Source organism: Nocardioides sp. NPDC101246 (genome assembly GCF_044767415.1).
GTDB lineage: Bacteria > Actinomycetota > Actinomycetes > Propionibacteriales > Nocardioidaceae > Nocardioides.
This window is the reverse complement of record NZ_JBIWNX010000015.1, coordinates 95,692-118,070: the sequence shown is the minus strand read 5'-3', so window position 1 is coordinate 118,070 and position 22,379 is coordinate 95,692. Positions and strand designations below refer to the sequence as shown.

Genomic DNA, 22,379 nt, shown 5'->3' with positions numbered 1-22,379 from the left:
GGGACACGCCCTAGACTGCACTCAAGAGTGACGGCCGGGTGACAAAAGACGGACCGCCGCGACAATCTCTACTAACTTGGTGCAGAATAGCGGGATCATGGCGCGCAAAGTCTTTCTCCACGTCGGCGCTCCGAAGACGGGCACGACGTACCTCCAGGACAGGTTGTTCCACAACCGGGTGTCCCTGGAGAACCATGGCGTCTTCTACCCGGTCGGCGGCCAGCCGGACTTCTTCCGGCCGGCCCTCGACCTGATCGACCGCCCGTGGGGCGGGATGAGGAAGACCGTCCACGGCGAGTGGGACACGCTCGTCAAGCGGGTGCGCCGCCACGAGTTCGAGACGATCCTGATAAGCCACCATCTCTTCGCCGGCGCCCGGCCCGACCGGGTCGAGAAGGCGATGACCGACCTCGGCGAGGGCGGCCGCACCGAGGTGCACATCGTCTACACCGCCCGTGACATCGCGCGTGTGCTGGCCGCGGAGTGGCAGGACCAGGTGCAGCGCGAGCGCAAGGTCACCTTCGCCCGCTACCTCGAGCGGATGCAGACCGCGAAGCAGTCCCGCTCGGCCGCCTGGTTCTGGCGTACGCACGGCCTGCCCGACGTGCTCAGCCGGTGGGGTCGCAACCTGCCGCCGGAGCGCGTGCACCTGGTCACCGTGCCGCACGACGGAGCGCCGAGCGAGGTGCTCTGGCGCCGGTTCTGCGAGGTCGTCGGGATCGAGGAGTCCTGGACCCCGATCGACAGCGACCGCCACAACCAGTCGCTCGGTCGCGCGGAGGCGACGCTGCTGCGCCGGCTCAACGCGCGGCTCGAGGCCGAGGAGCTCCCCCGCGAGGACTACCGCCACCTGGTCACCGACGTGATCGCCAAGCGCACCCTCGCCCACCGCGACGGGCGCGAGCGGGTCACCCTGCCGCCGTACGCCTTCGACTGGGCCGACCAGGTCGCCGAGTCCTGGATCGAGTGGGCCGAGCTGGCCAAGGTCGACATCGCCGGTGAGCTCGACGACCTCCACCCGCAGCGTCCCGACGCCGACGTCGAGTGGATCGACCCGGACGCGCCGCGCACCAAGGACGTCGCCGACGCGGCGATCGACGCCCTGGTCGCGGTCGTCGTCGAGGCCGCTCGCACCGACCCGCCCCAGGGCCCGGTCGCCTCCCGTGCCGCCGGCCTGATGCGGCGGGTCAAGGGGCGACGCTCCTGATGCCAGCTGCACCCACCAGGGGTTGGGGTTGGGCCGCGCACCTGCGCGAGGGCGGTACGACTCCTTGGACATCCTGGTCCGAGCCCGCCACGCCCTCCACGACCGACCACCTGCCGGGTGCCGAGATGCTCGAGCTGCTGCGGCGGCTCAACACGACCGGCCCGTCGGAGCCCTCCCGGGTCGACGCCCTGCTGAGCACGAGCCCGCCCGGCCGCGGCCGCCGCGACCTGCCGCTGCTCGGGGACACCGAGACGAGGACCTACGGGCCGCTGCCGGTCGACCCGTCGACGCTGTCGGCGCGCGAGCTGCTGAGAGCGGCGAGCGTGCTGCTCGCCGAGGACCTGCTCGCCACCGTGGAGACCGCGCCCGCTCCGCGCCCGCGACGGTGGTCGCGCCGACCGAGGAAGTCGCAGCCCGCCCAGCAGAAGTTCCCCTATCGCCTGGTCGGTTCGCCGTGGCTCACGCTGCCCATCCGCGAGGAGCTGGAGCGGCGCGGAAGGCTGCCCGGTGGCGACGGCTACACCGTCTACGTCCTCGGTGGCCCGTTGGACGAGGTCGCCGCCGGTGCGTGGAGGTTCCGCACCTTCACCAACCGGGTCAACCCCTGGAACATCTGGATCCGGGACGCACAGTGGCGCGGGTGGCTCGGTCCCCGTGCCGACCTGCCCAGGATCGCCCGCTGGTGGGCCGCACGCGTCGGGAAGGGCCGCGTCGAGATCGTCACCGATCCCGCCCTGCTGCCCGGCCTGCTCGGTGTGGACACCCTGCCCGGCCCCTGGCCGATCTCGGCCGAGGGCAACGAGGTCGCTCGCGTGATCGGGCAGGTTCTCAGCGTACGAACCGATCTCGAGACCCAGCGGAAGCTGCTGATGGGTCAACTGCGACCACGCCTGGAGAAGCTCGAACCGCTCGTTCCGGACGCCCGAGAGGTCGGCGTCCCTTCGCAAAGTTTGGATTGGGTCGAAACACAGGCGCGGGCCCAACGTGATGCATTGGTGGAAGCCGGATACGCTCTCCACGGAGACCCTGACCGGCTGCTCCCCTCGGGGGTGGCGACGCAGGGTCCCGACGAGCGCCGGGCGCTGGCGCTCGCGTTGTCATTGCTGGCGGGGCGTTCCTAGAGGAGTAGAACGTTGGAGACTGGGCGGCGCGTGCTGCTTCATGTCGGCACCCCGAAGACGGGCACGTCCTATCTTCAAGACGTCCTCTTCCACAACCGGGAGTCCCTCGCCGGGCAGGGAGTCCACTACTTCGCCGATCGCTTCGACGCCCACTTCCTGGCGGCCCTCGACCTGATGGACCTGCCGTGGGGCGGCATCGAGGAGGAGGCGACCGGCGCCTGGGACGCGCTCGCGGAGAAGGTGCGCTCCGTCGAGAACGGGACCGTGATCATCTCCCACGAGATCCTGGCGAGCGCGTCCTGGCAGCAGGCCAAGCACGCGCTGGACTCGCTGGGCGGCGACTCCGAGATCCACATCATGCTCTCCGCGCGCGACCTGGCCCGGCAGATCCCGGCCGAGTGGCAGGAGAACGTCAAGCACCGCTCGGTCGTGACATACGCCGAGTTCCTCGAGGAGATCCGCGACCCCGCCCGCGAGGGGCGGATCGGATCGTGGTTCTGGGGCGTCCAGGAGCTGCCCGACATCCTCGACAGGTGGACCCAGGGCATCGCGCCCGAGCGCGTCCACCTGATCACCGTCCCGCCGCCGGGCTCGTCCTCGTCGCTGCTGTGGGAGCGGTTCTCCACCGCCTTCGGCCTCGACGACCTGACCATCGACTTCGAGGGGATCGACCGCGGCAACCCGTCCCTCGGCGTACCCGAGGCGGCCCTGCTCCGCGAGATCAACCTGACGGTCGTGCCGGTGCTCGAGCCGGCCGACTACCGGCCTTTCGTACGCGAGTTCCTGGCCCACCGCACGCTGGCCAAGCGCCGCGACTCCGCGCGCCTGGCGCTCTCCCCCTCGATCCTGCCGTGGGTCGAGGCGCTCTCCGAGGGCTGGGTCGAGGCGCTGTCGGGACGTGGCTACGACGTCGTCGGTGGGCTGGAGGAGCTGCTGGTGCCGGCCGACCTGGCGGGCAAGCCGTTCGTCGACCCGGACACGATCTCCTCGCGCGAGGTGCTCGACGCCGGCGTCGCCACCATCGACGCGCTGCTCCAGGAGGCCATCCGGCTGCGCAAGTCCGAGGCGCGCCTGGAGGACGAGGTCGGTGAGCTGCGTGCCGAGCTGGAGCACACCCGGTCGCTGGTGCCGAAGCAGCGTGCCCGCGAGGGCCTCGAGCGTCGCTGGTGGGGCCGCGCGGTCCTGAAGGTCTACCGCCTCGTTCGGCGGTAGGGCGTGTCCTAGCGTGTCCTAGAGGATCGCCTCGAGCCGTCCCGCGGCGCGGGCACGGTCGAAGACGTGGACCCGGTCCCAGGAGCCGTCGGCGTCACCGAAGGTCGCCGCCGTCAGCAGCCGCGGCTGGTCGTCGGTCCAGCGGCCCCAGTGACGCTCGAAGGACTCGGCGCGGACCATCCGCCCGCGCTCGTGCTGGCCGTCGAGCGCCGCGACGCGCGGCACGTCGATCATGACCAGCGACGTACGCCAGCCGCGGGCGCTGGCGATCCGCCCGAGCAGCTCGCGCCGACCGGGCCGGGTGGCCGGGTCGTGGACGAGGAGGGTGTGGCCACCGGGGGTCGGGCCGAGCAGGACCAGGACGATAGTCGCGATCGCGTGCCACAGGTGCACCAGCGGCCGGTAGAGGCGGTAGGGCACCTCCGGCAGCCGTGCCGCGAGCCAGCGCCCCGGGGTCTCCGGGTCGAGGGTGCGTACGTCAGGACGCCGGTCGGCCACGTCGCGGATCAGCGTGCTCTTGCCGGCGCCGGGTACGCCGCCCAGGAGGAGCAGGTGAGGTCTCACCTCGACCCCGGCAGCGCGGGCTGGGCTGATCGGGGCGCACGTCGTGTCGACGGTCATCTGCTGCTCCTCCCAAGCGGACACCAACAGTGTGGAGTTCCGTTTTCAGAGGAACGTAGGACGGACCTGTGAAGTTCCTGTGAGCCGGGTTCAGGGGTTCTCGGGGTGACGCGGCAGCAGCTCGCGCGAGGCGTAGCGACCGATCTGGTACGTCATCCAGCCGTCGGCCCCGGCGCCGACGACACCGCCGACCAGCGGTATCCGCTTGGCGGCCATGGAGATCATGCCCCTGCCGGTGACCCGACTGAGCAGCTCCTGGGCCACCTCCGCGGCGACGATGGCGTCGATCGCACGGTCGTAGGTCGGCGCGGTCGCGATGGCCATCGGCGGAGCGGGGACCTTCTTCGCCTGGATCTGCTTGCCGACCTTCTCCTCGCTCAGGAGGGTGAGCAGGACGGCGTTGCGGACGCGGGGATCGGTCAGGTCGTAGCCACGCAGATGCGCGATCGCGGCCACCTGGCGGCACTGGATGATGGCCATCCCGGTGATGTTGGCCGGGAGCGTGATCGCCTGGGTGACCACACCGCCGATGTTGGTCGCGAAGCCGCCGACGCCGGCCAGCCGCACGTGGTTGTCGATGACGTGCTTCACCGCGAGCTCGACGTCGTTGTCGTGCTCCTTGAGGTGCTTCTCGGCGGCCGCGGCCGCTGCCGGGAGTGGGCCGACCCCGACGATCGCGTGGTGCAGCGCCTGCCGGACCACGGTGGTGGTCACGCCGGGAGCGGACTGGATGACCTTGGGCGCGAGCCGGCCGGCCGCACTGGTGAGCACTGCCTTGGGTCCGATCATGAGCCAAATCTTAAGTGTGTGGTGGTTGGCGCCGCGCGGGGCGATAACGTTTCGTCGTGGCGAAACGTGGGGGACCGATCGAACCCGAGCCTTCGCCGTGGGCCTTTGCCGACCTCCGGGACCCAGGTGCGGGCCACGGTGGGGCTGAGCTCGACGATCTGGTGGGCATGGGTGCGGATGTCGCGCCCGGGACACTCCTGGCCGCGTACCGGCACGGGATCTTCCCGATGCCCGGGGAGTCCCAGCGGGATCCGATGATGTGGTTCTCACCGGTCCGGCGCGGCGTACTTCCGCTGGACGGGCTCGTCGTCTCGCGGTCCTTGCGCAGGTCGGCGCGGGACTTCGAGATCAGGATCGACACCAGCTTCGACCAGGTGGTGGCCTCGTGCGCCGACCCGCGCCGGCCCCACGGCTGGATCGACAAGCGGATCCGCCGGGCGTACGGGAACCTGCACGAGCTGGGCTGGGCGCACTCGGTCGAGGCCTGGCAGGACGACCGCCTGGTCGGCGGGCTCTACGGGGTCGCCATCGGCGGCCTCTTCGCCGGTGAGTCGATGTTCCACCGGGTCCGCGACGCGTCCAAGGTCGCCCTCGTCGGGCTGGTCTCGGCGCTGCGCGATGCGGGGTCGATCGACCAGCGGATCCTGGACGTGCAGTGGCGCACGGACCATCTGGCCTCGCTCGGCGTCGTCGAGATGGGTCGCAACGACTACCTCGACCGCCTGGAGAAGGCGCTCAGGCTGCCGCTCCCGGAGGCGTTCGGCGGCCCTTCGGTGGCGGAGTCCTAGAGGACGTACGCCTCGGCGCCGGTCTCGCTGACCATCGGCCGCCCGGCGGCGGCCCAGTCGAGCATCCCGCCGGCGAGGTTGACGACCTCGAAGCCCTGCTGGGCGAGGTAGTTGACTGCCTGGGCGCTACGTCCGCCGACCTTGCAGACCACCAGGGTCTGGCCCTCGGGCAGGTCGCCGAGGCGCGCCGGAAGCTCCTGGAGCGGGATGTGCGTCGCGCCCTCGATGTGGCCCGCGGCCCACTCGTCGTCCTCGCGGACGTCCAGGACGGCCACGGGCAGGGGATCGGGCACGCCGGCGATCTCGACGGTGGGGATGGTCACCGGTCAAGCCTACTTGAGAAGCCGGGACATCCGCCGATCGGCGAGCGGCTTCCCGCCGGTCTGACAGGTCGGGCAGTACTGCAGGCTCGAGTCGGCGAAACTGACCTCGAGGATCGTGGTTCCGCAGACCGGGCACTTCTTGCCCGCCTTGCCATGCACGGCGAGGTTGGTCTTCTTCTCGCCCTTGAGCTCGCTCATCGCCAGGCCGGAGTCGCGCTGGACGGCCTCCTCGAGTGTCGTCCGCAGCGCGGCGTAGAGGCTCTCGGACTCCTCCTCGGTCATCTCCGAGGGCTTGAACGGCGACATCTTCGCCGCCCACAGGATCTCGTCGGAGTAGGCGTTGCCGATGCCCGCGATGATCGACTGCATCCGCAGCACGCCCTTGATCTGCTTACGGCCCTGACCTGCGAGGATCTCGCGGAACCTGGCCAGCGTGAAGTCGTCGGCGAGGGGGTCGGGGCCCAGTGAGGCGACACCGGGGATGTCCTGCGGGTCGTGGACGACGTAGAGCGCCAGGCGCTTCTTGGTGCCGCCCTCAGTGATGTCCAGACCCGTGTCGTCATCGAGGACGACCCGGATCGCCAGCCCCGACTTCGACCCCGGGCGGGGCGGTGCCGCCGGGATCTCGTCGCGCCACCTGATCCAGCCGCCGCGGGCAAGGTGGAGCACCAGATGGACGCCGCTCGCCTCGATGTCGATGAACTTGCCGTGGCGACTCACGTTGTCCACGAGCGTGCCCTCGACGGCACTCAGCGGCGGATCGTACGTCTTCAGCGCGCTGAACTGCGCGACGTGCACCTTCGTGATCGCGCGGCCGTCGAGGCGACCGCGCAGGTCCTCGGCGAGCGCTTCGACCTCGGGGAGTTCCGGCATGTCCGCGAGTCTAGGTCGTCAGGCTTGCGCAGTGGGAGCAAATCCCGCTAGCATCGAACACACGTTCGATGCTAGCAATCGATGTGAGAGTCTGCGCCTTTCTAGGATTGATCTTAGAAAGGCGAATAGAGACCTACGCTCGTGAAAGATGTGGATCGCTAGCGAAATCTAAGACGCGTCCTAGAGATGTGGATATCGTCTGATCATGGACCCCATCCGCAATCCGTACGCTCCTGGCGCCGGTCAGCGGCCCCCTGAGCTCGCTGGTCGCAACGAGCAGCTCGGGCAGTTCGACGTGGTGCTGGAGCGGGTGGCACGCGGTCGCCCGGAGCGGTCGCTGGTGCTCACCGGGCTCCGTGGGGTCGGCAAGACCGTCCTGCTCAACACGCTGCGGTCCGCGGCGGTCCGCAAGGGCTGGGGCACCGGGAAGATGGAGGCGCGCCCCGACCAGTCGCTGCGCCGGCCGCTGTCGAGTGCCCTGCACCAGGCGGTGCGCGAGCTGGGTCATCCGAACGGGGACGACGTCGATCACGTTCTGGGTGTGATCCGGAGCTTCGCCCAGCGGGAGGCCGGTCCCAACGCCAAGCTGCGCGAGCAGTGGTCACCCGGCATCGAGGCGCCGGCGGTGCGGGGCCGGGCCGACTCCGGTGACATAGAGATCGACCTGGTCGAGCTGCTCACCGACGTCGGCGGGCTCGCTGCCGACGTGGGCAAGGGGGTCGGCGTCTTCATCGACGAGATGCAGGACCTCGGCCCCGACGACGTCTCGGCGATGTGCGCGGCCTGCCACGAGATCAGCCAGTCGGGACTGCCGGTGATCGTCGTCGGCGCCGGCCTGCCGCACCTGCCGGCGGTGCTCTCGGCGAGCAAGTCCTACTCCGAGCGGCTCTTCTCCTACCAGCGCATCGACCGTCTGCAGCGTGACGCCGCCGACCGTGCCCTCGCCGCCCCCGCCGGCGAGGAGGAGGCCGAGTTCGAGCCCGCCGCCCTGGCCGAGATGTACGCCGCCACCGGCGGTTACCCCTACTTCATCCAGGCCTACGGCAAGACCGTGTGGGACCAGGCGCCGCGCTCACCGATCACCCTGGAGGACGTGAAGGTCGCGGCTCCCGAGGCCGAGCGCGAGCTGGCGGTCGGCTTCTTCGGCTCGCGCTACGAGCGCGCCACCCCCGCGGAGCGCGACTATCTGCGGGCGATGGCCGACGCCGCCGTCGAGCTCGGCGCCGACGACATCGGCACCGTCGCCACCGCGGACGTCGCCGCCTTCCTCAACAAGAAGCCGCAGTCGCTCTCCCCGGCGCGTGACGCGCTGATGAAGAAGGGCCTGATCTACTCCGGTGAACGTGGCCGGATCGCGTTCACCGTTCCCCACTTCGGCCGCTACCTGCGCCAGCAGGGCTGAGCCTGATCGGGTCATCGGTCACGTTCGCGAAGGCCGGATGACCCTCCCCGCACCCTGAGGGATGCAGCAGCGTGGTGACACCATCACCTGTGAAGGGAAGCCCGATGGCCATTTCCCAGACCTCCGCCCTCGGTGAGATCGACCCCGGCGCCTCCCGCTCGAAGCATCCGGCTCTGATGTTCCTCGGGGCGTCCGGCACGGTGACAGGAAGCCGGTTCCTGGTGACGGGAGGAGCCGATCGGCTGCTCGTGGACGCCGGTCTCTACCAGGGCGTACGCGACCTGCGACGGCTCAACTGGGCGCCGTTCCCGGTGCGTCCCGCGGACCTGGACGCCGTCGTGCTGACGCACGCGCACCTCGACCACACCGGCTATCTGCCGCGGTTGGTGCGGGACGGCTTCGCCGGAGAGGCGCTGTGCACGCCGGGCACCGCGGCGCTGGCCGCGATCGTGCTGCGCGACAGCGCGCATCTCCAGGAGGAGGACGCGCGGTACGCGAACGAAGGTGGTTGGTCGAAGCACGACCCTGCGCTCCCGCTCTACACGGGGGTAGACGCCGAGCGGACGCTCGAGAGGCTGCACCCGATCGCGTTCGGCGAGCCGCGTTCGGTCGGCGAGATGGTCGTGACGTTGCGTCGCGCGGGCCACATCCTCGGGTCGGCGGTGGCCACGGTCGATGTCGGTGATTCTCGAGTCGTGTTCAGCGGAGACCTCGGCCGGCCGGACCATCCGATCCTGCGAGCCCCCGTGCCTCCACCGGCGGCCTCCACGCTGGTGCTCGAGTCGACCTACGGCGACCGCAGTCATCCTGCGCCGGACCCCGACCTGTTCGCGAGCGCCGTACGCCGCACCATCGACCGCGGCGGTGTCGTCCTGGTCCCCGCCTTCGCCGTGGACCGGACCGAGCTGGTCCTCCTGGAGCTGCTCCGGCTGCGTCGCGCGGGCGAGATCCCGAAGGTCCCGATCTTCGTCGACAGCCCGATGGCGCTGGACGCGCTCGACGTCTACCGAGCGGCCGCGGCGGCCCACAGCGACGAGCTCAAGGCCAAGCGGTCGGCGCCGTTGAGGGACCTCGACCAGCTCGATGTCCACCGGGTGCGGGACGCTGCCGGGTCTGAGCGGCTCAACCGCCCCAAGGAGCCGTGCATCATCATCTCGGCCTCGGGGATGGCCACCGGCGGTCGGATCGTCCATCACCTGCTTCGCCAGCTCCCCGATCCGCGCAACAGCATCGTGCTCACCGGCTTCCAGGCCCAGGGCACGCGGGGACGACAGCTGGCCGAAGGCGCCCGGACACTGAAGATGCACGGTAGGTACGTCCCGGTCCGCGCGGAGGTGGTGGCGCTCACGGACTTCAGCGTCCATGCCGACGCCGACGAGCTGGTCGCGTGGGTCGCCTCGGCGCCCGAGCTCCCGCGGACCGTCTACGTCGTGCACGGCGAGCCGGCGTCGTCGCGAGCGCTGGCCGACCGCATCCAGGACGAGCTCGGCACCGTGGCCGTCGTACCTCGCCTGGGCGAACGGGTGCTCCTGAGCTCATGACCCCCCCTGCCGTTCGCCTCAGCGATGGCTCCGGCAGCGGTCGGGGACCAAGGACCAGCCCTGGCGGCACTTCGTCCCTGGGTTCGCCCCGCCGTCTCGGCGGATGCTCGACCGAGACGACAAGGGAGACGGTCATGGCACATCCTGTGGTGCACTTCGAGATCGCCGGCGCGGACGGGGAGCGACTCGTCGCGTTCTATCGAGACCTGTTCGGCTGGGAGATCCAGGGGGCGGGCCCCGACTACTGGCTCGTGACAGCCGGAGATGAGGGAATCGGTGGCGGCATGATGCAGACCCGCGACGAGATGCCCTCCTACGTCACCGTGTACGTCTCGACCGACGACCTCGAGGCCAGTCTCGGTCGCGTCGGGGAGCTGGGTGGCGAGACCGTCTTGTCGCCCATGGAGATCCCCGGCGTCGGGTTCTTCGCCATGTTCCGCGACCCCGGCGGCAACATCATCGGCCTGTTCCGCGAATGACGTGCCAAGACAGCAGAGAGAGGTTCGACCGATGACGAGTGAACGAGCCGCGGAGACTCTCCCGGACCGACCACGCTGGACGGCTGGGCGGGTCATCGCCGTCGTGGCGGGAAGCGTTCTTCTGGTCATCTCGCTCGGCCTGATCGCCGGCGGAGCTGCTCTGAGCGTGGCCTCGGTCCTGCGCGACTCCGACGGCTATCTGATGACCGACGGGGTGGCGATCTCCGCTCCTGGTCACGCGATCACCTCCGGGACGATCGACATCGAGACCGGCCCCGGGGTGGACGTCCCCGAACGACTGATCGGGGACGCGAAGCTGGTCGTCACCTCGGCCGAGGAGCGGCCGGTCTTCGTGGGCATCGCGCGCTCAGCGGATGTCGCCGCGTACCTCGCCGGGGTTCAGCACTCGACGATCGACGGCCTCGACGGCCGGACCCCGACGTACGACGCGGTGGCCGGAGGTCCTCCGACGATCCTCCCCGCCGACGCCGGGTTCTGGACCGCCTCGTCGACCGGCACCGGGCCCCAGACCCTCACCTGGGACATCGAGCCGGGCGACTGGACCATCGTGGTGATGAACGCCGACGGCAGCGCTCCGGTGACCGCCGTGGCAGCCGCCGGGGCGTCGGTCCCGGTGCTCGGCGCCATGATCGCCGTGTTGCTCGGCCTCGGTGCCGTACTCCTGCTGGTCTCGCTCGCCCTGCTGATCGGTGGGCTGCTGTCGGCGAGCCGGGCGGAGCACCGGGAGCCCACGGCAGCCGCGCGATGACGAGGGCCCCGGCTCCACCCGCGTGGGGCTCGCGCTAGCGGTAGGCCGCCTGCCCGGTCAGCGCCTGGCCGATGATGAGCTGGTGCACCTCGCTGGTCCCCTCGTACGTCAGGACCGACTCGAGGTTGTTGGCATGGCGCATGATCGGGAACTCCAGCGTGATCCCGGCGGCGCCGAGGACGGTCCGGCACTCCCGGGCGATCGCGATCGCCTCGCGGACGTTGTTGAGCTTGCCGAGCGAGATCTGCTCCGGACGTAGCCGTCCTTCGTCCTTGAGCCGGCCGAGCTGGACGGCGAGCAGCATGCCCTTGCCGAGCTCGAGGGTCATGTCGGCGAGCTTGGTCTGGGTGATCTGGTAGGCCGAGAGGGGCTTGTCGAAGATGTCGCGGCCGGCCGCGTAGTCGATCGCGGTCTCGACGCAGTCGCGGGCAGCACCCAGTGCGCCGAAGACGATGCCGAAGCGCGCCTCGTTCAGGCAGGAGAGCGGACCCCGCAGACCCCTGACCTCCGGGAAGGCGGCGGAGTCGGGGAGCCGTACGTTGTCGAGCACCAGCTCGCTGGTCACCGAGGCGCGCAGCGAGAGCTTGCGCTTGATCGCGGGGGCGGAGAAACCGGGGGTGTCGGTGGGGACCGCGAAGCCGCGTACGCCCTTGCCGTCCTCGCCCTCGTCGGTCTGGGCCCAGACCACGGCGACGTCGGCGACGGAGCCGTTGGTGATCCACATCTTGTTGCCGGTCAGGATCCAGTCGCCCGACGCATCGCGTCGGGCGCGGGTGCGCATGCCGGCGGGGTTGGAGCCGAAGTCGGGCTCGGTGAGGCCGAAGCAGCCGATCGCCTCGCCGGCGGCCATCCGGGGCAGCCACTCCTGCTTCTGGTCCTCGCTGCCCCACTTCCAGATGGCATACATCGCCAGGGAGCCCTGCACCGAGACCAGCGAGCGCAGCCCGGAGTCACCGGCCTCGAGCTCGAGACAGGCCAGGCCGTACGCGGTCGCCGTGGTCCCGGCGCAGCCGTAGCCCTCCAGGTGCATGCCGAGGACGCCGAGGCTGCCGAGCTCCTTGGCGAGCTCCTTGGCGGGGATCTGGCCGGTCTCGTACCAGTCGGCGACATGGGGTTTCACCGATTTGTCGACATAGGCGCGGACGGTGTCGCGGATCGCCCGGTCCTCCTCGGTGAGGAGGTGGTCGATCGAGAACAGGTCGAACGGGGTCTGGGCCATGGTGGCCCTCCTTTCGGAGATCGGCTTTCGGGGTCAGACGAACGCGTTGATGCCGGTCTCGGCACGGCCGATGAGGAGCTTCTGGATCTGGCTGGTGCCCTCGTAGAGGGTCATGACGCGGGCGTCGCGCATGTACTTCTGGACGGGGTACTCGTCGACGTACCCGTAGCCGCCGAAGGCCTGGATCGCCAGGTTGGCCGCCTTGACCGCGGCCTCGGAGGCGAAGAGCTTGGCCTTGCAGGCCTCGGTGCCGAACGGCTCGCCCGCCTCGATGAGCGAGGCGGCACGCCAGGTGAGCAGCCGCGCGGCATCGGCGTCGACCGAGATCTCGGCGATCATGTCCTGGACGAGCTGGTAGGAGGCGATCGGCTTGCCGAACTGACGGCGCTGGGTCGTGTAGTCCACGACGGCTTCGAGGCAGCCCTGGATGATCCCGGTGCAGCCGGCGCCGACCGAGACCCGGCCCTTGTCGAGCGAGGTCATCGCGAACTTGAAGCCGTCGCCCTCGGCACCCACGAGCGCATCTGCCGGCACACGTACGTTGTCGAAGCTCAGCTCCGCGGTGGCCTGGCCCCGCAGGCCGAGCTTGCCGTGGATCTCGGTGCGCCCGAAGCCGGGAGCGTCGGTGGGCACCAGGAACGCCGAGATGCCCCGGGCTCCTTCGCCTCCGGTGCGGGCGAAGACCAGGCAGACGTCGGCCCAGGTGCCGTTGGTGATGAAGATCTTGGAGCCGTTGATGACCCAGTCGCTGCCGTCACGTACGGCCCGGGTCTTCAGGCCCGAAGGGTCGGAGCCGTTGTCGGGCTCGGTGAGCCCGAAGCAGCCGAGCTCCGTGCCGGTCGCGATGCCGGGGAGCCACTGCTGCTTCTGCTCCTCCGAGCCGTGATCCAGCAGGACCTTGCCGAACAGGCCCATCGAGACCGACACGATCCCGCGGATCGAGGAGTCGGCGCGGCCGAGCTCCTCCATGCCGAGGCAGTAGGTGATGTAGTCGCCGCCCACGCCTCCGTACTCCTCCGGGATGGTGAGGCCGAAGAAGCCGAGCTCGCCGAGCTTGGGGACGATCGTGAGGTCGACCGCCTCGCGACGGTCCCACTCGGCCCGGAACGGTACGACCTCCTTGTCGAGGAAGTCCCGCGCCATCTTCTTGAACGCGAGCTGCTCCTCGGTGAGCGTGAGATCCATCAGTCCTGTCCCTTCAGGTCGGCGGTGCCGGTGCGGTTGCCCGCCTCGTCGTAGGTGTAGAAGCCGCGGCCGCTCTTGCGGCCGAGGTGGCCCTGCTCGACCAGCGCGGTCACGGTCGCCGACGGCGCGTCGGCCGGGTCGCCGGTCTCCTCGAAACGGGCGGTCCTGGTGAGGTAGCCGATGTCGATGCCGGTGAGGTCCATCAGCTCGAAGGGCCCCATCGGGTAACCCAGCGCGGTCCGCGCGGCGGTGTCGATGGCCTCGACCCCGGCGTAGCCGCCCTCGAGCAGTCCGATCGCCTCGTCGCGTACGGCACCGAGGAGACGGTTGGCGACGAACCCGGGGATCTCGTTGTCGAGCACCACCGGGGTCTTGCCGAGACGGTCCACGAACTCCAGCGCCGCCTCGACGGCGACGTCGCCGGTGCGCGGCCCGCGCACCACCTCCACACACGCCATCACCAGAGCGGGGTTGAAGAAGTGCAGGTTGAGGAACCGGTCGGGCCGGGCGGTGGCGGAGGCCATCGAGGACGGTACGAAGCTGGAGGAGTTGCTGGCCAGCAGCGTCTGCGCGGGGCAGAGCCCGTCCAGTCGCGCGAAGAAGGCGCGCTTGAGGGGGAGCCGCTCCACGATCGCCTCGATCACCAGGTCGACGTCGGCGGTCTCCTCGGTGAGATCAGTGGTGAACGACAGGCGGTCGAGGGCGGCCTCGACCTCGTCGGCCGGCCGGCGGCCCTTGGCGACCTGCCGGTCGAGCCGCGTGCGCAGATCGACGAGCGCACGCTCGAGCGCGCCCCGGTCGATGTCGTAGAGGGTGACCTCGCAGCCGGCGAGCGCGGCGACCATCGCGATCTGCGACCCCATGGCTCCGGAGCCAGCGACGAGAACCTTGTCGATCACAGTCCGCTCCAGTTCGGTGTCCGCCTGGCCAGGAACGCCTGGGCGCCCTCGCGCTTGTCGTCGGTGGTGTAGAGCAGTGACTGGGCGAGCTGTTCGACGACCAGTCCGGTACGCAGGTCGGCGTCCATCCCGGTGCGGATCACCGTCCTGGCCAGCCGAACCGCCAGCGGCCCCTTGGCGAGGATCGACCGCGCAACCTCCCGCGCCGTCGCGAGCAGCGTCTCGGGCTCGGCGACTCGAGTGACCAGGCCGGCGGCCAGCGCCTCGTCCGCGGTGAGCAGGTCGCCGGTCAGGATCAGGTCGATCGCGCGGCCGACGCCGACGAGCCGGGCGAGCCGCTGGGTGCCGCCGGCACCGGGCAGGACCGACAGGTTGGTCTCGGGGAGACCGAACCGGGCGGTGTCGGCGGCGATCCGGATGTCGCAGGCCATCGCGAGCTCGCAGCCTCCGCCGAGGGCGTACCCGTTGACGGCGGCGATGGTGGGCTTCTCGAACGTCTCGACCTCGTCGTAGAGCCGCTGCATCGAGGAAGCCAGCCCGGTGTGCAGGTCGTAGCTCCGCAGCTGGCCGATGTCGGCGCCGGCGGCGAAGGCCTTCTCGCCGGCACCGGTCAGCACCACGGCGCCGACCGAGTCGTCTCCGCGGAGAGCGTCGAGCGCGGCCCGCAGGTCGGTCTGGACCTGGGCGTTGATCGCGTTGCGGACCTCGGGCCGGTTGAGCGTGATCACCGCGACGCGGTCGTTGACCTCGACGAGGAGGGTCTCGTAGGTCGTCATGGGGTCTCCAGGAGTAGTGAGATGCCCTGGCCGACGCCGACGCACATGGTGGCGACGGCGCGGTGGGCGCTGCGTACGGACAGCTCGATGGCGGCCGTGAGGGCGAGGCGGCCGCCGCTGGCGCCGAGGGGGTGGCCCAGCGCGATCGCGCCGCCGTTGGGGTTGACGTGGTCGGCGTCGTCGGGGAGCCCGAGCTCGCGGGTCACCGCGAGCGCCTGCGCGGCGAACGCCTCGTTGAGCTCGATCACGTCGATGTCGCCGATCGTGAGTCCGGCACGGTCGAGGAGCTTGCGCGTGGCCGGGACCGGGCCGATACCCATGATCCGGGGTGGTACGCCGGCGACGGCTGCTCCGCTCACCCGGGCCAGCGGGTCGAGACCGTAGGTGGAGACGGCCCGCTCGGAGGCCAGCAGCACGACGGCGGCCCCGTCGTTGACGCCGGAGGAGTTGCCCGCGGTGATCGAACCGTTCTCGACGATCGGCCTCAACGCGCCGAGCTTCTCGAGGGTCGTCGAGCGCGGGTGCTCGTCCGCGTCGACGATGACCGGGTCGCCACTGCCGCGAATCGGTACCGGGACCGAGGTGATCTCTCGTGCCAGCCGTCCGTCAGCGATCGCCTTCGCGGCCCGCTCCTGGGAGCGGAGCGCGAACGCGTCCTGGTCGGCCCGGCTGATCTCGCGCTCGGTGGCGAGGTTCTGCGCGGTCTGCGGCATCGCATCGGTGCCGTATGCGGCTTCCATGGCGGGGTTGACGAACCGCCAGCCGATGGTGGTGTCGTGCATCTCGTTGGTACGCGACCACGGCCGCGACGCCTTCGGCATCACCCACGGGGCCCGGGTCATCGACTCGACGCCGCCGGCGACCACCAGGTCGGCCTCGCCTGCCCGGATCATCCGGGCGCCCTGCGCGACCGAGTCCAGGCCCGAACCGCACAGTCGGTTGACCGTGCCTCCCGGGACGTCGACCGGGAGGCCGGCGAGCAGCCCGGCCATCCGGGCGACGTTGCGGTTGTCCTCGCCGGCCTGGTTGGCGCAACCGAGGAGCACGTCGTCCAGGCGCGCCCAGTCGACCGTGGCGTACCGGTCGACGAGGTGGCCGATCACATGGGCGGCGAGGTCGTCCGGCCGGACCGCGGCCAGCGCACCGGCGTACCGCCCGAAGGGGGTACGCAGCCCGTCGACCAGATAGGCGGTGCTCATGGTGCTCACCCCGCACCACCCGTGTCGCCGGAGACCTGCTCGCGCAGCTGGAACTTCTGGATCTTGCCGCTCGGGGTCTTGGGGAAGTCGTCGAGCACGACCACCTTCTCCGGCCAGTACTGCTTCGCGACCCCCTTCTCGGCGAGGAAGGTCCGCATCTTCTCCATCCCGAAGCCGGCCTGCCCGTCGCGGAGGACCACACACGCGCAGGCCCGCTCCTGGAGCCGCGGATCCGGCATCGCGACCACCGCGACGGCGTCGATGTCCGGGTGCTCGTAGAGGACGTTCTCGATGTAGGCGACCGGGATGTTCTCCCCTCCCCGGATGATCACGTCCTTGGTGCGACCCGAGATCCGGAGATAGCCGTCGGCGTCGACGTACGCCAGGTCGCCCGTGTCGAACCAGTCGCCTCGGTCGTCGGCCGCGGGTCGCAGCTGCTCGCGGGTGAGCTCGAGCCGCTCGGCATAGCCGACGAAGAGGAAGGGTCCACGAACCTGCAGGGCGCCCTCCTCGCCGGTCGGCAGCTCCTCACCGGAGGTCACGTCGACCACCCGGATCTCCATCCCGGGCCACGGGAAGCCGTCGGTCTCGACGATCTTCTCCTCGGGATCACCCGGGATGCCGATGGTGACCAGGCCCTCCTCGGACTGGCCCCAGCCGCCGACCACTACCAGGCCGGGCAGCTTCTGCTTGGCCTCGCGGACCATCGCCCGCGGGATCGGCGCGCCCATGCAGCAGAACCGCACCAGCGAGCCGGTGTCGTGATCGGCCAGGTTGGCCGCGGTGATCAGGTCGTGCAGGAACGGTGTCGCGGCCGAGGTGTAGCTGATCCGGTGCTTGGCGATCAGCTCGACGAAGACCTGCGGGTCCCAGACGTCCTGCAGGACGCAGGTCGCGCCGTTCTGCACGTTCAGCCTGGCGCCGTACAGGAATCCGGTGAGGTGGGCCAGGGTCGAGGCCATGTGCAGCACGCTGTCGGCGGTGATGCCGAGCCGTTCGGGCAGCGGGTCGTTGGCCGCCACCATCGTGTTGTGCGTGTGCATGACGCCCTTCGGCTCCCCGGTGGTGCCCGAGGTGAAGATCAGCAGCGTGACGTCGTTGGGGTCGGGTCGCAGCTCGTCGAGGACGGCCGGATTCTGGCCGTCACCCGCGGCCACCAGGTCGGTCCAGGACTGTTCGCCGACCACGACGACCTCGGGGTCGAAGTCCCAGCCGCCGCGCAGCCGCTCGACCATCCCGGGGTAGTCGAACCCCCGGAACTCGGAGGGGACCACGAGGAGCTTCGACTTCGCCATGCCGACCATGAACCCGACCTCGCGCTCCCGGTAGATCGGGATCAGCGGGTTGCTGACCGCGCCGACCCGGGTCGCGGCGTAGTGGACCACGATCCACTCGATCCAGTTGGGCAGTTGGAAGGAGACCACGTCGCCGCGGCCGATGCCCCGGGCGCGCAGCCCGAGCGCCACCCGGTCGACCTCGGCCGCGAGCTCGGCGAAGGTGACCTGACGACGGCTGTCGACGAAGGCGACCTTCTCCGGGGTCGCGTCGGCCGCCTCGGCGAGGAAGTCGGTGATGACCTTGTCGCGCCAGTGCCCGGCGCGGGTCTCCCGAGCGATCCGCTCGGGGGACAGCAGTGTCTCGAACATGTCCGGTTCCCGTTCCTGAGCCAGGTCAGCTCATGGTGAGGCCGCCGCTGACGCTGACGGTCTGGCCGGTGATGAAGGAGGCCTCGTCGGAGGCGAGGAAGGCGATCGCGTTGGCGAGGTCCTCGGGCTGGCCGAGGCGGCGCAGCGGGATCGCCTTCTGCAGCGCCTCGCGCAGCTTGTCGCCACCCATCGAGGCGAACAGGGCGGTGTCGGTCGGTCCCGGGCAGACGCAGTTCACGTTGACCTTGGCGCGGGCCATCTCGCGGGCCATCGCCTTGGTGAACGCGATGACGCCACCCTTGGCGGCCGAGTAGACGGCCTCGCCCGAGGAGCCGACCCGGCCGGCGTCGGAGCCGAGGTTGACCACCTTGCCGTAGCCCTGCTCCGCCATGATCGGGAGCACCTTCTTGGAGGTGTTGAGCACGCCGTAGAGGTTGATCTGGATGATCCGGTCCCAGGTCTCCGGCTCGGAGTCCACGAACGGCTCGCCCTTGTCCCAGCCCGCGTTGTTCACGAGTACGTCGATCCGACCGAGCTCGGCGAGGACCTGGTCCACCATCGCGTCCACCGAGTCGCGGTCGGTGACGTCGGTGCGGATGCCGATGGCGCCGTTCCCGAGGGCCGACGCGGTCTGCTTCGCGGTCTCCTCGTTGATGTCGGTGACGACGACCGTCGCCCCCTCCGCGCTGAGCTTGGCGGCGACGCCGGCGCCGATGCCCTGCCCGGCGCCGGTGACGATCGCGATCTTGTTGTCGAGCTTTCCCATGGTGCTGTCCCTTCGAGTGCGGGCTCAGGGCGCGTACGCGCGACCGAGCAGGTTGCGGGAGATGACGAGCTTGGAGACCTGGGCGGTGCCGTCACCGATCTCCAGGCCGATGACGTCGCGCAGGCGCTGGCCGACCTTGTGCTCGGTCGAGTAGCCGATGTGGCCGAGGGTCAGCAGGCACTGGTGGATGACGTCGGTGGCGAGCTTGGGAGCCCAGAACTTCGCCATCGCGGCCTCGGCACTGTGGTCGCGGTCGTTGTCCTTGCGCCACAGCGCCTCGTAGCAGACGTGACGGGCACCTGCGACGTATGTCGCCTGCTCGGCGAGCGGGAACGAGACGCCCTGGAAGGTGCCGATCGGCTTCCCGAACGCGACCCGGTCGCGCGACCACTGCAAGGCCTCGTCGAGGCTCTGCTGAGCGGCTCCCAGGCAGAGCAGCCCGATGATCGCCCGCGAGTAGTCGAAGCCCTGCATGACGGAGACGAACCCGCCGCCCTCCTCGCCGATCATGTCGGCGCGGGTGACCCGGACCCCGTCGAAGTGGATCGAGGCCCGCCCGATGGCGCGGCTGCCCAGGTCGTCGAACGCGGTCCGGGAGATCCCCGGGTCGGACATGTCGACCCAGAAGGCGCTGACCCCACGGGCGCCATCCCCACCCGTACGCGCCAGCACCACGGCGCCGTCGGCGGCCATGCCCAGCGTGATCGAGGTCTTCTCGCCGTTGAGCACCCAGGCGTCGTCCCCGTCAGGGACGGCCTTGAGCCCGAGACTGGCCGCGTCGGTGCCGGCTCCCGGCTCGGTGATCATGATGCAGGGCACGATCTCGCCGGACGCGATGCCGGGCAGCCACGCCTGCTTCTGCTCCTCGGTGCAGTTGCGCACCAGGATGTCGCTGATCAGCGCGGTGTTGATGATCAGGTAGCCGGCGTTGAAGTCGGCACGGCCGACCTCCTCCGCGGCGATGCCCGCGATGACGGCGGTGGCGTCCTGGCCGCCGTACTCCTCCGGGATGCGCAGGCTGGTCAGACCCATCTGGGCCATGTCCAGGGCCTGCTGCCGGCGGAAGACCGCCGCCTTGTCGTCGGCCTGGTAGTGCGGTGCGAGGACCTTCTCGGCCCACCGGTGCACCTCGATGCGGAAGGCCTCTTCGTCCTCGTCGAACCCGTAGTGCATGGTCTCTTCCTTCGCTCGCGTTCGCGGCTCAGTGCCAGTTGACGTGCGGGGCGAAGTCGGGCGTGCGCTTCTCGGCGAACGCGGTCGCGCCCTCCATGCCCTCGGGTGAGACGCCGAAGATGTCGAGCGCGCTCATCGCCATGTTCGACAGCCCGGCCTGGTGGTCGGTGTCGGCGTTGAAGGACTGCTTCAGGAAGCGGATCGCGGTCGGGCTGAGCGCCGAGACCTCCTCGCACCAGGACTTCGCCTCCTTCAGGAGCTCGTCGGCCGGGACGACCTTGTTGACCAGACCCATGTCGAGCGCCTCCTGGGCGGAGTACTGCCGGCAGAAGAACCAGATCTCGCGGGCCTTCTTCTCGCCCACGACACGAGACAGGTACGCCGACCCGAACCCGGCGTCGAAGGAGCCGACCCGCGGGCCGGCCTGGCCGAAGCGAGCGGTCTCGCTGGCGATGGAGACGTCGGCGAGCACCTGCAGGACGTGGCCACCGCCGATCGCGATGCCGTTGACCGCGGCGATGACCGGCTTGGGGATGTCGCGCATCAGCTTGTGGAGGTCCCCGATGCGGAACCTGCCCAGCTCGGCGGGACCGTAGTCGCCGGTCTCGGCGCGCTGCTTGACGTCGCCGCCGGTGCAGAACGCCTTCTCGCCCGAGCCGGTCAGCACCACGGCTCGTACGTTCTCGTCGGACCAGGCCGCGTTGAAGGCGGCGATGAGCTCGTCGACCGTCTTCGCGCGGAACGCGTTGTAGCGGTTCGGCCGGTTGATGGTGATGATCCCGGCCGCGCCGTCGACCTCGTAGGTGATGTCCTCGAACTGGCTCACGACTGCCTCCACAGCAAAGAGTGAATATTGGTTCAGTGAGAGTGAACGTATGTTCATTTTCAGGGATGGTCAACGTCTGGTGAGGAGTTTTTGCCCTAGGATGAATCTCGATTCATCTCAGGAGGAGACCCATGTCAGAGCCCGAAACGTCGATCAAGCCGCACGACGCCGCCCGGCAGGCGCTGGTCGAGCACCGCTCCCGCCAGCTGCTCGACGCGGCGGCTCGACTCATGGAGCGAGACGGCTCCGAGGCGGTCTCGATGCAGGCGTTGGCGGCCGAGGCGGGCGTGAGTGTCGGCCTGATCTATCGCTACTTCGGCAGCAAGGACGACGTCCTCCTCGCCGTCATCACCGACGTGCTCGACGCCTTCTCGACCACGGTCCCGGCGGCGGTCGAGGAGGCCGGCGAGGATCCCGTACGCCGCCTGGCGGCCGCCTTCGCGGCGTACTGCCGGGTCATCGACTCCCATCGTCACGCCGCGGTGCTGACCTACCGCGAGTCGAAGTCGCTCGACGAGGCCGGACGCGATCGGATCAAGCGCCTCGAGGTCGAGACCAGCGAGCCGTTGCGCGCAGCGGTGCGTGACGGCGTCGAGGCCGGGAAGCTGGTCGCCGCCGACCCGGACCTGGTCGCCTACAACCTGCTGCTGCTCGCACACGCATGGGCGCTCAAGCACTGGTACTTCGAGCAGACCAGGACCCTCGACTCCTACATCCGCGACCAGCTCGCCCTCGCTCTGCGGGCGATCCTGGCGGACGGTCTCGGTGACACGTACGCCGATCTGCTGACCGTCGGTCGCTGATCCGTTCGCAGGCAGGGTCCGAGGCTGGGCCGGTCAGTGCGTCGAAGTCTCGCCGAGGGCTTCGATGGCGCGCCGGCCCAGGCTGCCGCTGATGTGGTCGCGCATGACCTGCTCGGCCCGGTCGGCGTCCTGGTCGAGCACGGCGGCGGCCAGAGCCTTGTGCTCGGTGCGGACGCGTTCGATGTCCGAGCGGGAGTCGGCCTGGGTGCGTAGCCCGACCTGGCGGTAGCGGTCGGCCTTGTCCCACAGCCCTTCGAGGACGCCGATGAGCGGCTCGTTGTGGGAGGAGCGATAGACGGCGCGGTGGAATGCGCGGTGAGCGACCAGGCTCTCCATGCTGGCGTGACCGGAGAGCGGCTCCAGGGTGGTGAGTGCGGCCTCGATCCGGCTCGCGTCACCGTCGGTGCGTCGCTGTGCGGCCAGGGAGGCGGCCAGCGGGTCGACGCAGGCACGGACCTCGTAGAGGCTGCGCGCCTCGTCGGCGGTCAGCTCGACGACCCGCGCGTCCCGGTGTGAGGAGAGGTTGACCATCCCCTCGGTCGCCAGCCGCTTGAGCGCCTCGCGCAGGGGGGTCGTGCTCACGCCGATCTCCGCGGCGATGCGCTCCTGGCTGACGACGGCACCGGGACCGAGCTCCTCGGACAGGATCCGGCGCTTGATCTCCTCGTAGGCGTACTCGCTCTTGCTCTGGAACGGCCGAGCGGGGCCTGAGCTCAGTGACTCCACGGCGCAAGGCTAGTGGATTGAGCCGACAGACGACAT

Annotated in this window: 23 protein-coding genes; 9 read left to right on the top strand and 14 right to left on the bottom strand. The window is 70.0% G+C overall.

The window, feature by feature from the left end:
- The first annotated feature begins 97 nt into the window (after positions 1-97).
- The 3 genes from ACIRON_RS24755 to ACIRON_RS24745 are packed head-to-tail and all read left to right on the top strand — an operon-like array spanning position 98 to position 3,540.
- Positions 98-1,207, top strand: coding sequence for a hypothetical protein (locus tag ACIRON_RS24755; RefSeq protein WP_402996457.1), 1,110 nt, complete (start codon positions 98-100; stop codon positions 1,205-1,207).
- Entirely contained in the window at positions 1,207-2,328 is a 1,122-nt protein-coding gene (locus tag ACIRON_RS24750; RefSeq protein ID WP_402996455.1) for a hypothetical protein, read from the top strand. The genes ACIRON_RS24755 and ACIRON_RS24750 overlap by 1 nt, the downstream gene beginning before the upstream one ends.
- A gap of 12 nt (positions 2,329-2,340) precedes the next feature.
- Complete coding sequence (locus tag ACIRON_RS24745) at positions 2,341-3,540, top strand: hypothetical protein (protein WP_402996453.1); 1,200 nt, start codon at positions 2,341-2,343, stop codon at positions 3,538-3,540.
- Positions 3,541-3,558: 18 nt separating this feature from the next.
- On the opposite strand, the gene ACIRON_RS24740 is transcribed toward ACIRON_RS24745, so the two are convergent.
- Positions 3,559-4,161, bottom strand: a complete 603-nt coding sequence (locus tag ACIRON_RS24740) for an AAA family ATPase (RefSeq protein ID WP_402996451.1) — start codon at positions 4,159-4,161, stop codon at positions 3,559-3,561.
- Positions 4,162-4,251: 90 nt separating this feature from the next.
- A complete protein-coding gene (locus ACIRON_RS24735) occupies positions 4,252-4,950 on the bottom strand; it encodes an EcsC family protein (RefSeq protein WP_402996449.1) in 699 nt (232 codons plus the stop codon).
- A gap of 56 nt (positions 4,951-5,006) precedes the next feature.
- On the opposite strand from ACIRON_RS24735, the gene aat reads away from it, so the two are divergent.
- Complete coding sequence (gene aat, locus ACIRON_RS24730; RefSeq protein WP_402996447.1) at positions 5,007-5,738, top strand: leucyl/phenylalanyl-tRNA--protein transferase; 732 nt, start codon at positions 5,007-5,009, stop codon at positions 5,736-5,738.
- On the opposite strand, the gene ACIRON_RS24725 is transcribed toward aat, so the two are convergent.
- Both ACIRON_RS24725 and ACIRON_RS24720 read right to left on the bottom strand, forming a co-directional pair.
- The gene (locus ACIRON_RS24725) at positions 5,735-6,061 is read right to left on the bottom strand and encodes a rhodanese-like domain-containing protein (protein WP_091043669.1); all 327 of its coding nucleotides are present in this window, start codon (positions 6,059-6,061) and stop codon (positions 5,735-5,737) included. The two genes, aat and ACIRON_RS24725, sit on opposite strands and share 4 nt — an antisense overlap.
- A 9-nt stretch (positions 6,062-6,070) precedes the next feature.
- Positions 6,071-6,934, bottom strand: a complete 864-nt coding sequence (locus ACIRON_RS24720) for an Fpg/Nei family DNA glycosylase (RefSeq protein ID WP_402996445.1) — start codon at positions 6,932-6,934, stop codon at positions 6,071-6,073.
- 205 nt (positions 6,935-7,139) lie between these two features.
- On the opposite strand from ACIRON_RS24720, the gene ACIRON_RS24715 reads away from it, so the two are divergent.
- From ACIRON_RS24715 to ACIRON_RS24700, 4 genes are all read left to right on the top strand, one after another.
- A complete protein-coding gene (locus ACIRON_RS24715; protein ID WP_402996443.1) occupies positions 7,140-8,336 on the top strand; it encodes an AAA family ATPase in 1,197 nt (398 codons plus the stop codon).
- A gap of 104 nt (positions 8,337-8,440) precedes the next feature.
- Positions 8,441-9,877 (top strand): MBL fold metallo-hydrolase RNA specificity domain-containing protein, encoded by a 1,437-nt coding sequence (locus ACIRON_RS24710; protein ID WP_402996441.1) that lies wholly within the window; start codon positions 8,441-8,443, stop codon positions 9,875-9,877.
- 134 nt (positions 9,878-10,011) lie between these two features.
- Complete coding sequence (locus tag ACIRON_RS24705) at positions 10,012-10,356, top strand: VOC family protein (RefSeq protein WP_402996439.1); 345 nt, start codon at positions 10,012-10,014, stop codon at positions 10,354-10,356.
- 31 nt (positions 10,357-10,387) lie between these two features.
- Positions 10,388-11,125: a hypothetical protein gene (locus tag ACIRON_RS24700; protein ID WP_402996437.1), complete on the top strand. Its 738-nt coding sequence runs from the start codon at positions 10,388-10,390 to the stop codon at positions 11,123-11,125.
- 34 nt (positions 11,126-11,159) lie between these two features.
- Here the strand turns inward: ACIRON_RS24700 and ACIRON_RS24695 are convergent, their stop codons facing one another.
- From ACIRON_RS24695 to ACIRON_RS24655, 9 genes are read right to left on the bottom strand one after another with little or no spacing between them, the layout of a single operon-like run.
- On the bottom strand, positions 11,160-12,344 hold the full coding sequence (locus ACIRON_RS24695; RefSeq protein WP_402996435.1) for an acyl-CoA dehydrogenase family protein: 1,185 nt from the start codon (positions 12,342-12,344) through the stop codon (positions 11,160-11,162).
- Positions 12,345-12,377: 33 nt separating this feature from the next.
- Positions 12,378-13,529: an acyl-CoA dehydrogenase family protein gene (locus ACIRON_RS24690; protein WP_402996433.1), complete on the bottom strand. Its 1,152-nt coding sequence runs from the start codon at positions 13,527-13,529 to the stop codon at positions 12,378-12,380.
- Positions 13,529-14,428 (bottom strand): 3-hydroxyacyl-CoA dehydrogenase family protein, encoded by a 900-nt coding sequence (locus ACIRON_RS24685; protein WP_402996431.1) that lies wholly within the window; start codon positions 14,426-14,428, stop codon positions 13,529-13,531. Before ACIRON_RS24685 ends, ACIRON_RS24690 begins: the two co-directional genes overlap by 1 nt.
- Positions 14,425-15,204 (bottom strand): enoyl-CoA hydratase/isomerase family protein, encoded by a 780-nt coding sequence (locus ACIRON_RS24680; protein ID WP_402996429.1) that lies wholly within the window; start codon positions 15,202-15,204, stop codon positions 14,425-14,427. The genes ACIRON_RS24685 and ACIRON_RS24680 overlap by 4 nt, the downstream gene beginning before the upstream one ends.
- A complete protein-coding gene (gene pcaF / locus ACIRON_RS24675) occupies positions 15,201-16,403 on the bottom strand; it encodes a 3-oxoadipyl-CoA thiolase (RefSeq protein WP_402996427.1) in 1,203 nt (400 codons plus the stop codon). Before pcaF ends, ACIRON_RS24680 begins: the two co-directional genes overlap by 4 nt.
- Before the next feature lie 5 nt (positions 16,404-16,408).
- The gene (locus ACIRON_RS24670) at positions 16,409-18,049 is read right to left on the bottom strand and encodes an AMP-binding protein (protein ID WP_402996425.1); all 1,641 of its coding nucleotides are present in this window, start codon (positions 18,047-18,049) and stop codon (positions 16,409-16,411) included.
- A 25-nt stretch (positions 18,050-18,074) separates the two neighbouring features.
- Positions 18,075-18,815, bottom strand: a complete 741-nt coding sequence (locus ACIRON_RS24665) for an SDR family NAD(P)-dependent oxidoreductase (RefSeq protein ID WP_402996423.1) — start codon at positions 18,813-18,815, stop codon at positions 18,075-18,077.
- Positions 18,816-18,839: 24 nt separating this feature from the next.
- Positions 18,840-19,988: an acyl-CoA dehydrogenase family protein gene (locus ACIRON_RS24660; RefSeq protein WP_402996421.1), complete on the bottom strand. Its 1,149-nt coding sequence runs from the start codon at positions 19,986-19,988 to the stop codon at positions 18,840-18,842.
- A 28-nt stretch (positions 19,989-20,016) separates the two neighbouring features.
- Positions 20,017-20,814, bottom strand: a complete 798-nt coding sequence (locus tag ACIRON_RS24655; protein WP_402996419.1) for an enoyl-CoA hydratase-related protein — start codon at positions 20,812-20,814, stop codon at positions 20,017-20,019.
- Positions 20,815-20,945: 131 nt separating this feature from the next.
- Between ACIRON_RS24655 and ACIRON_RS24650 the strand changes: the two genes are divergently transcribed.
- The gene (locus tag ACIRON_RS24650; protein WP_402996417.1) at positions 20,946-21,617 is read left to right on the top strand and encodes a TetR/AcrR family transcriptional regulator; all 672 of its coding nucleotides are present in this window, start codon (positions 20,946-20,948) and stop codon (positions 21,615-21,617) included.
- Positions 21,618-21,650: 33 nt separating this feature from the next.
- Here ACIRON_RS24650 and ACIRON_RS24645 read toward each other — a convergent pair whose 3' ends face one another.
- Positions 21,651-22,343 (bottom strand): GntR family transcriptional regulator, encoded by a 693-nt coding sequence (locus tag ACIRON_RS24645; RefSeq protein ID WP_402996415.1) that lies wholly within the window; start codon positions 22,341-22,343, stop codon positions 21,651-21,653.
- Positions 22,344-22,379: the final 36 nt, after the last annotated feature.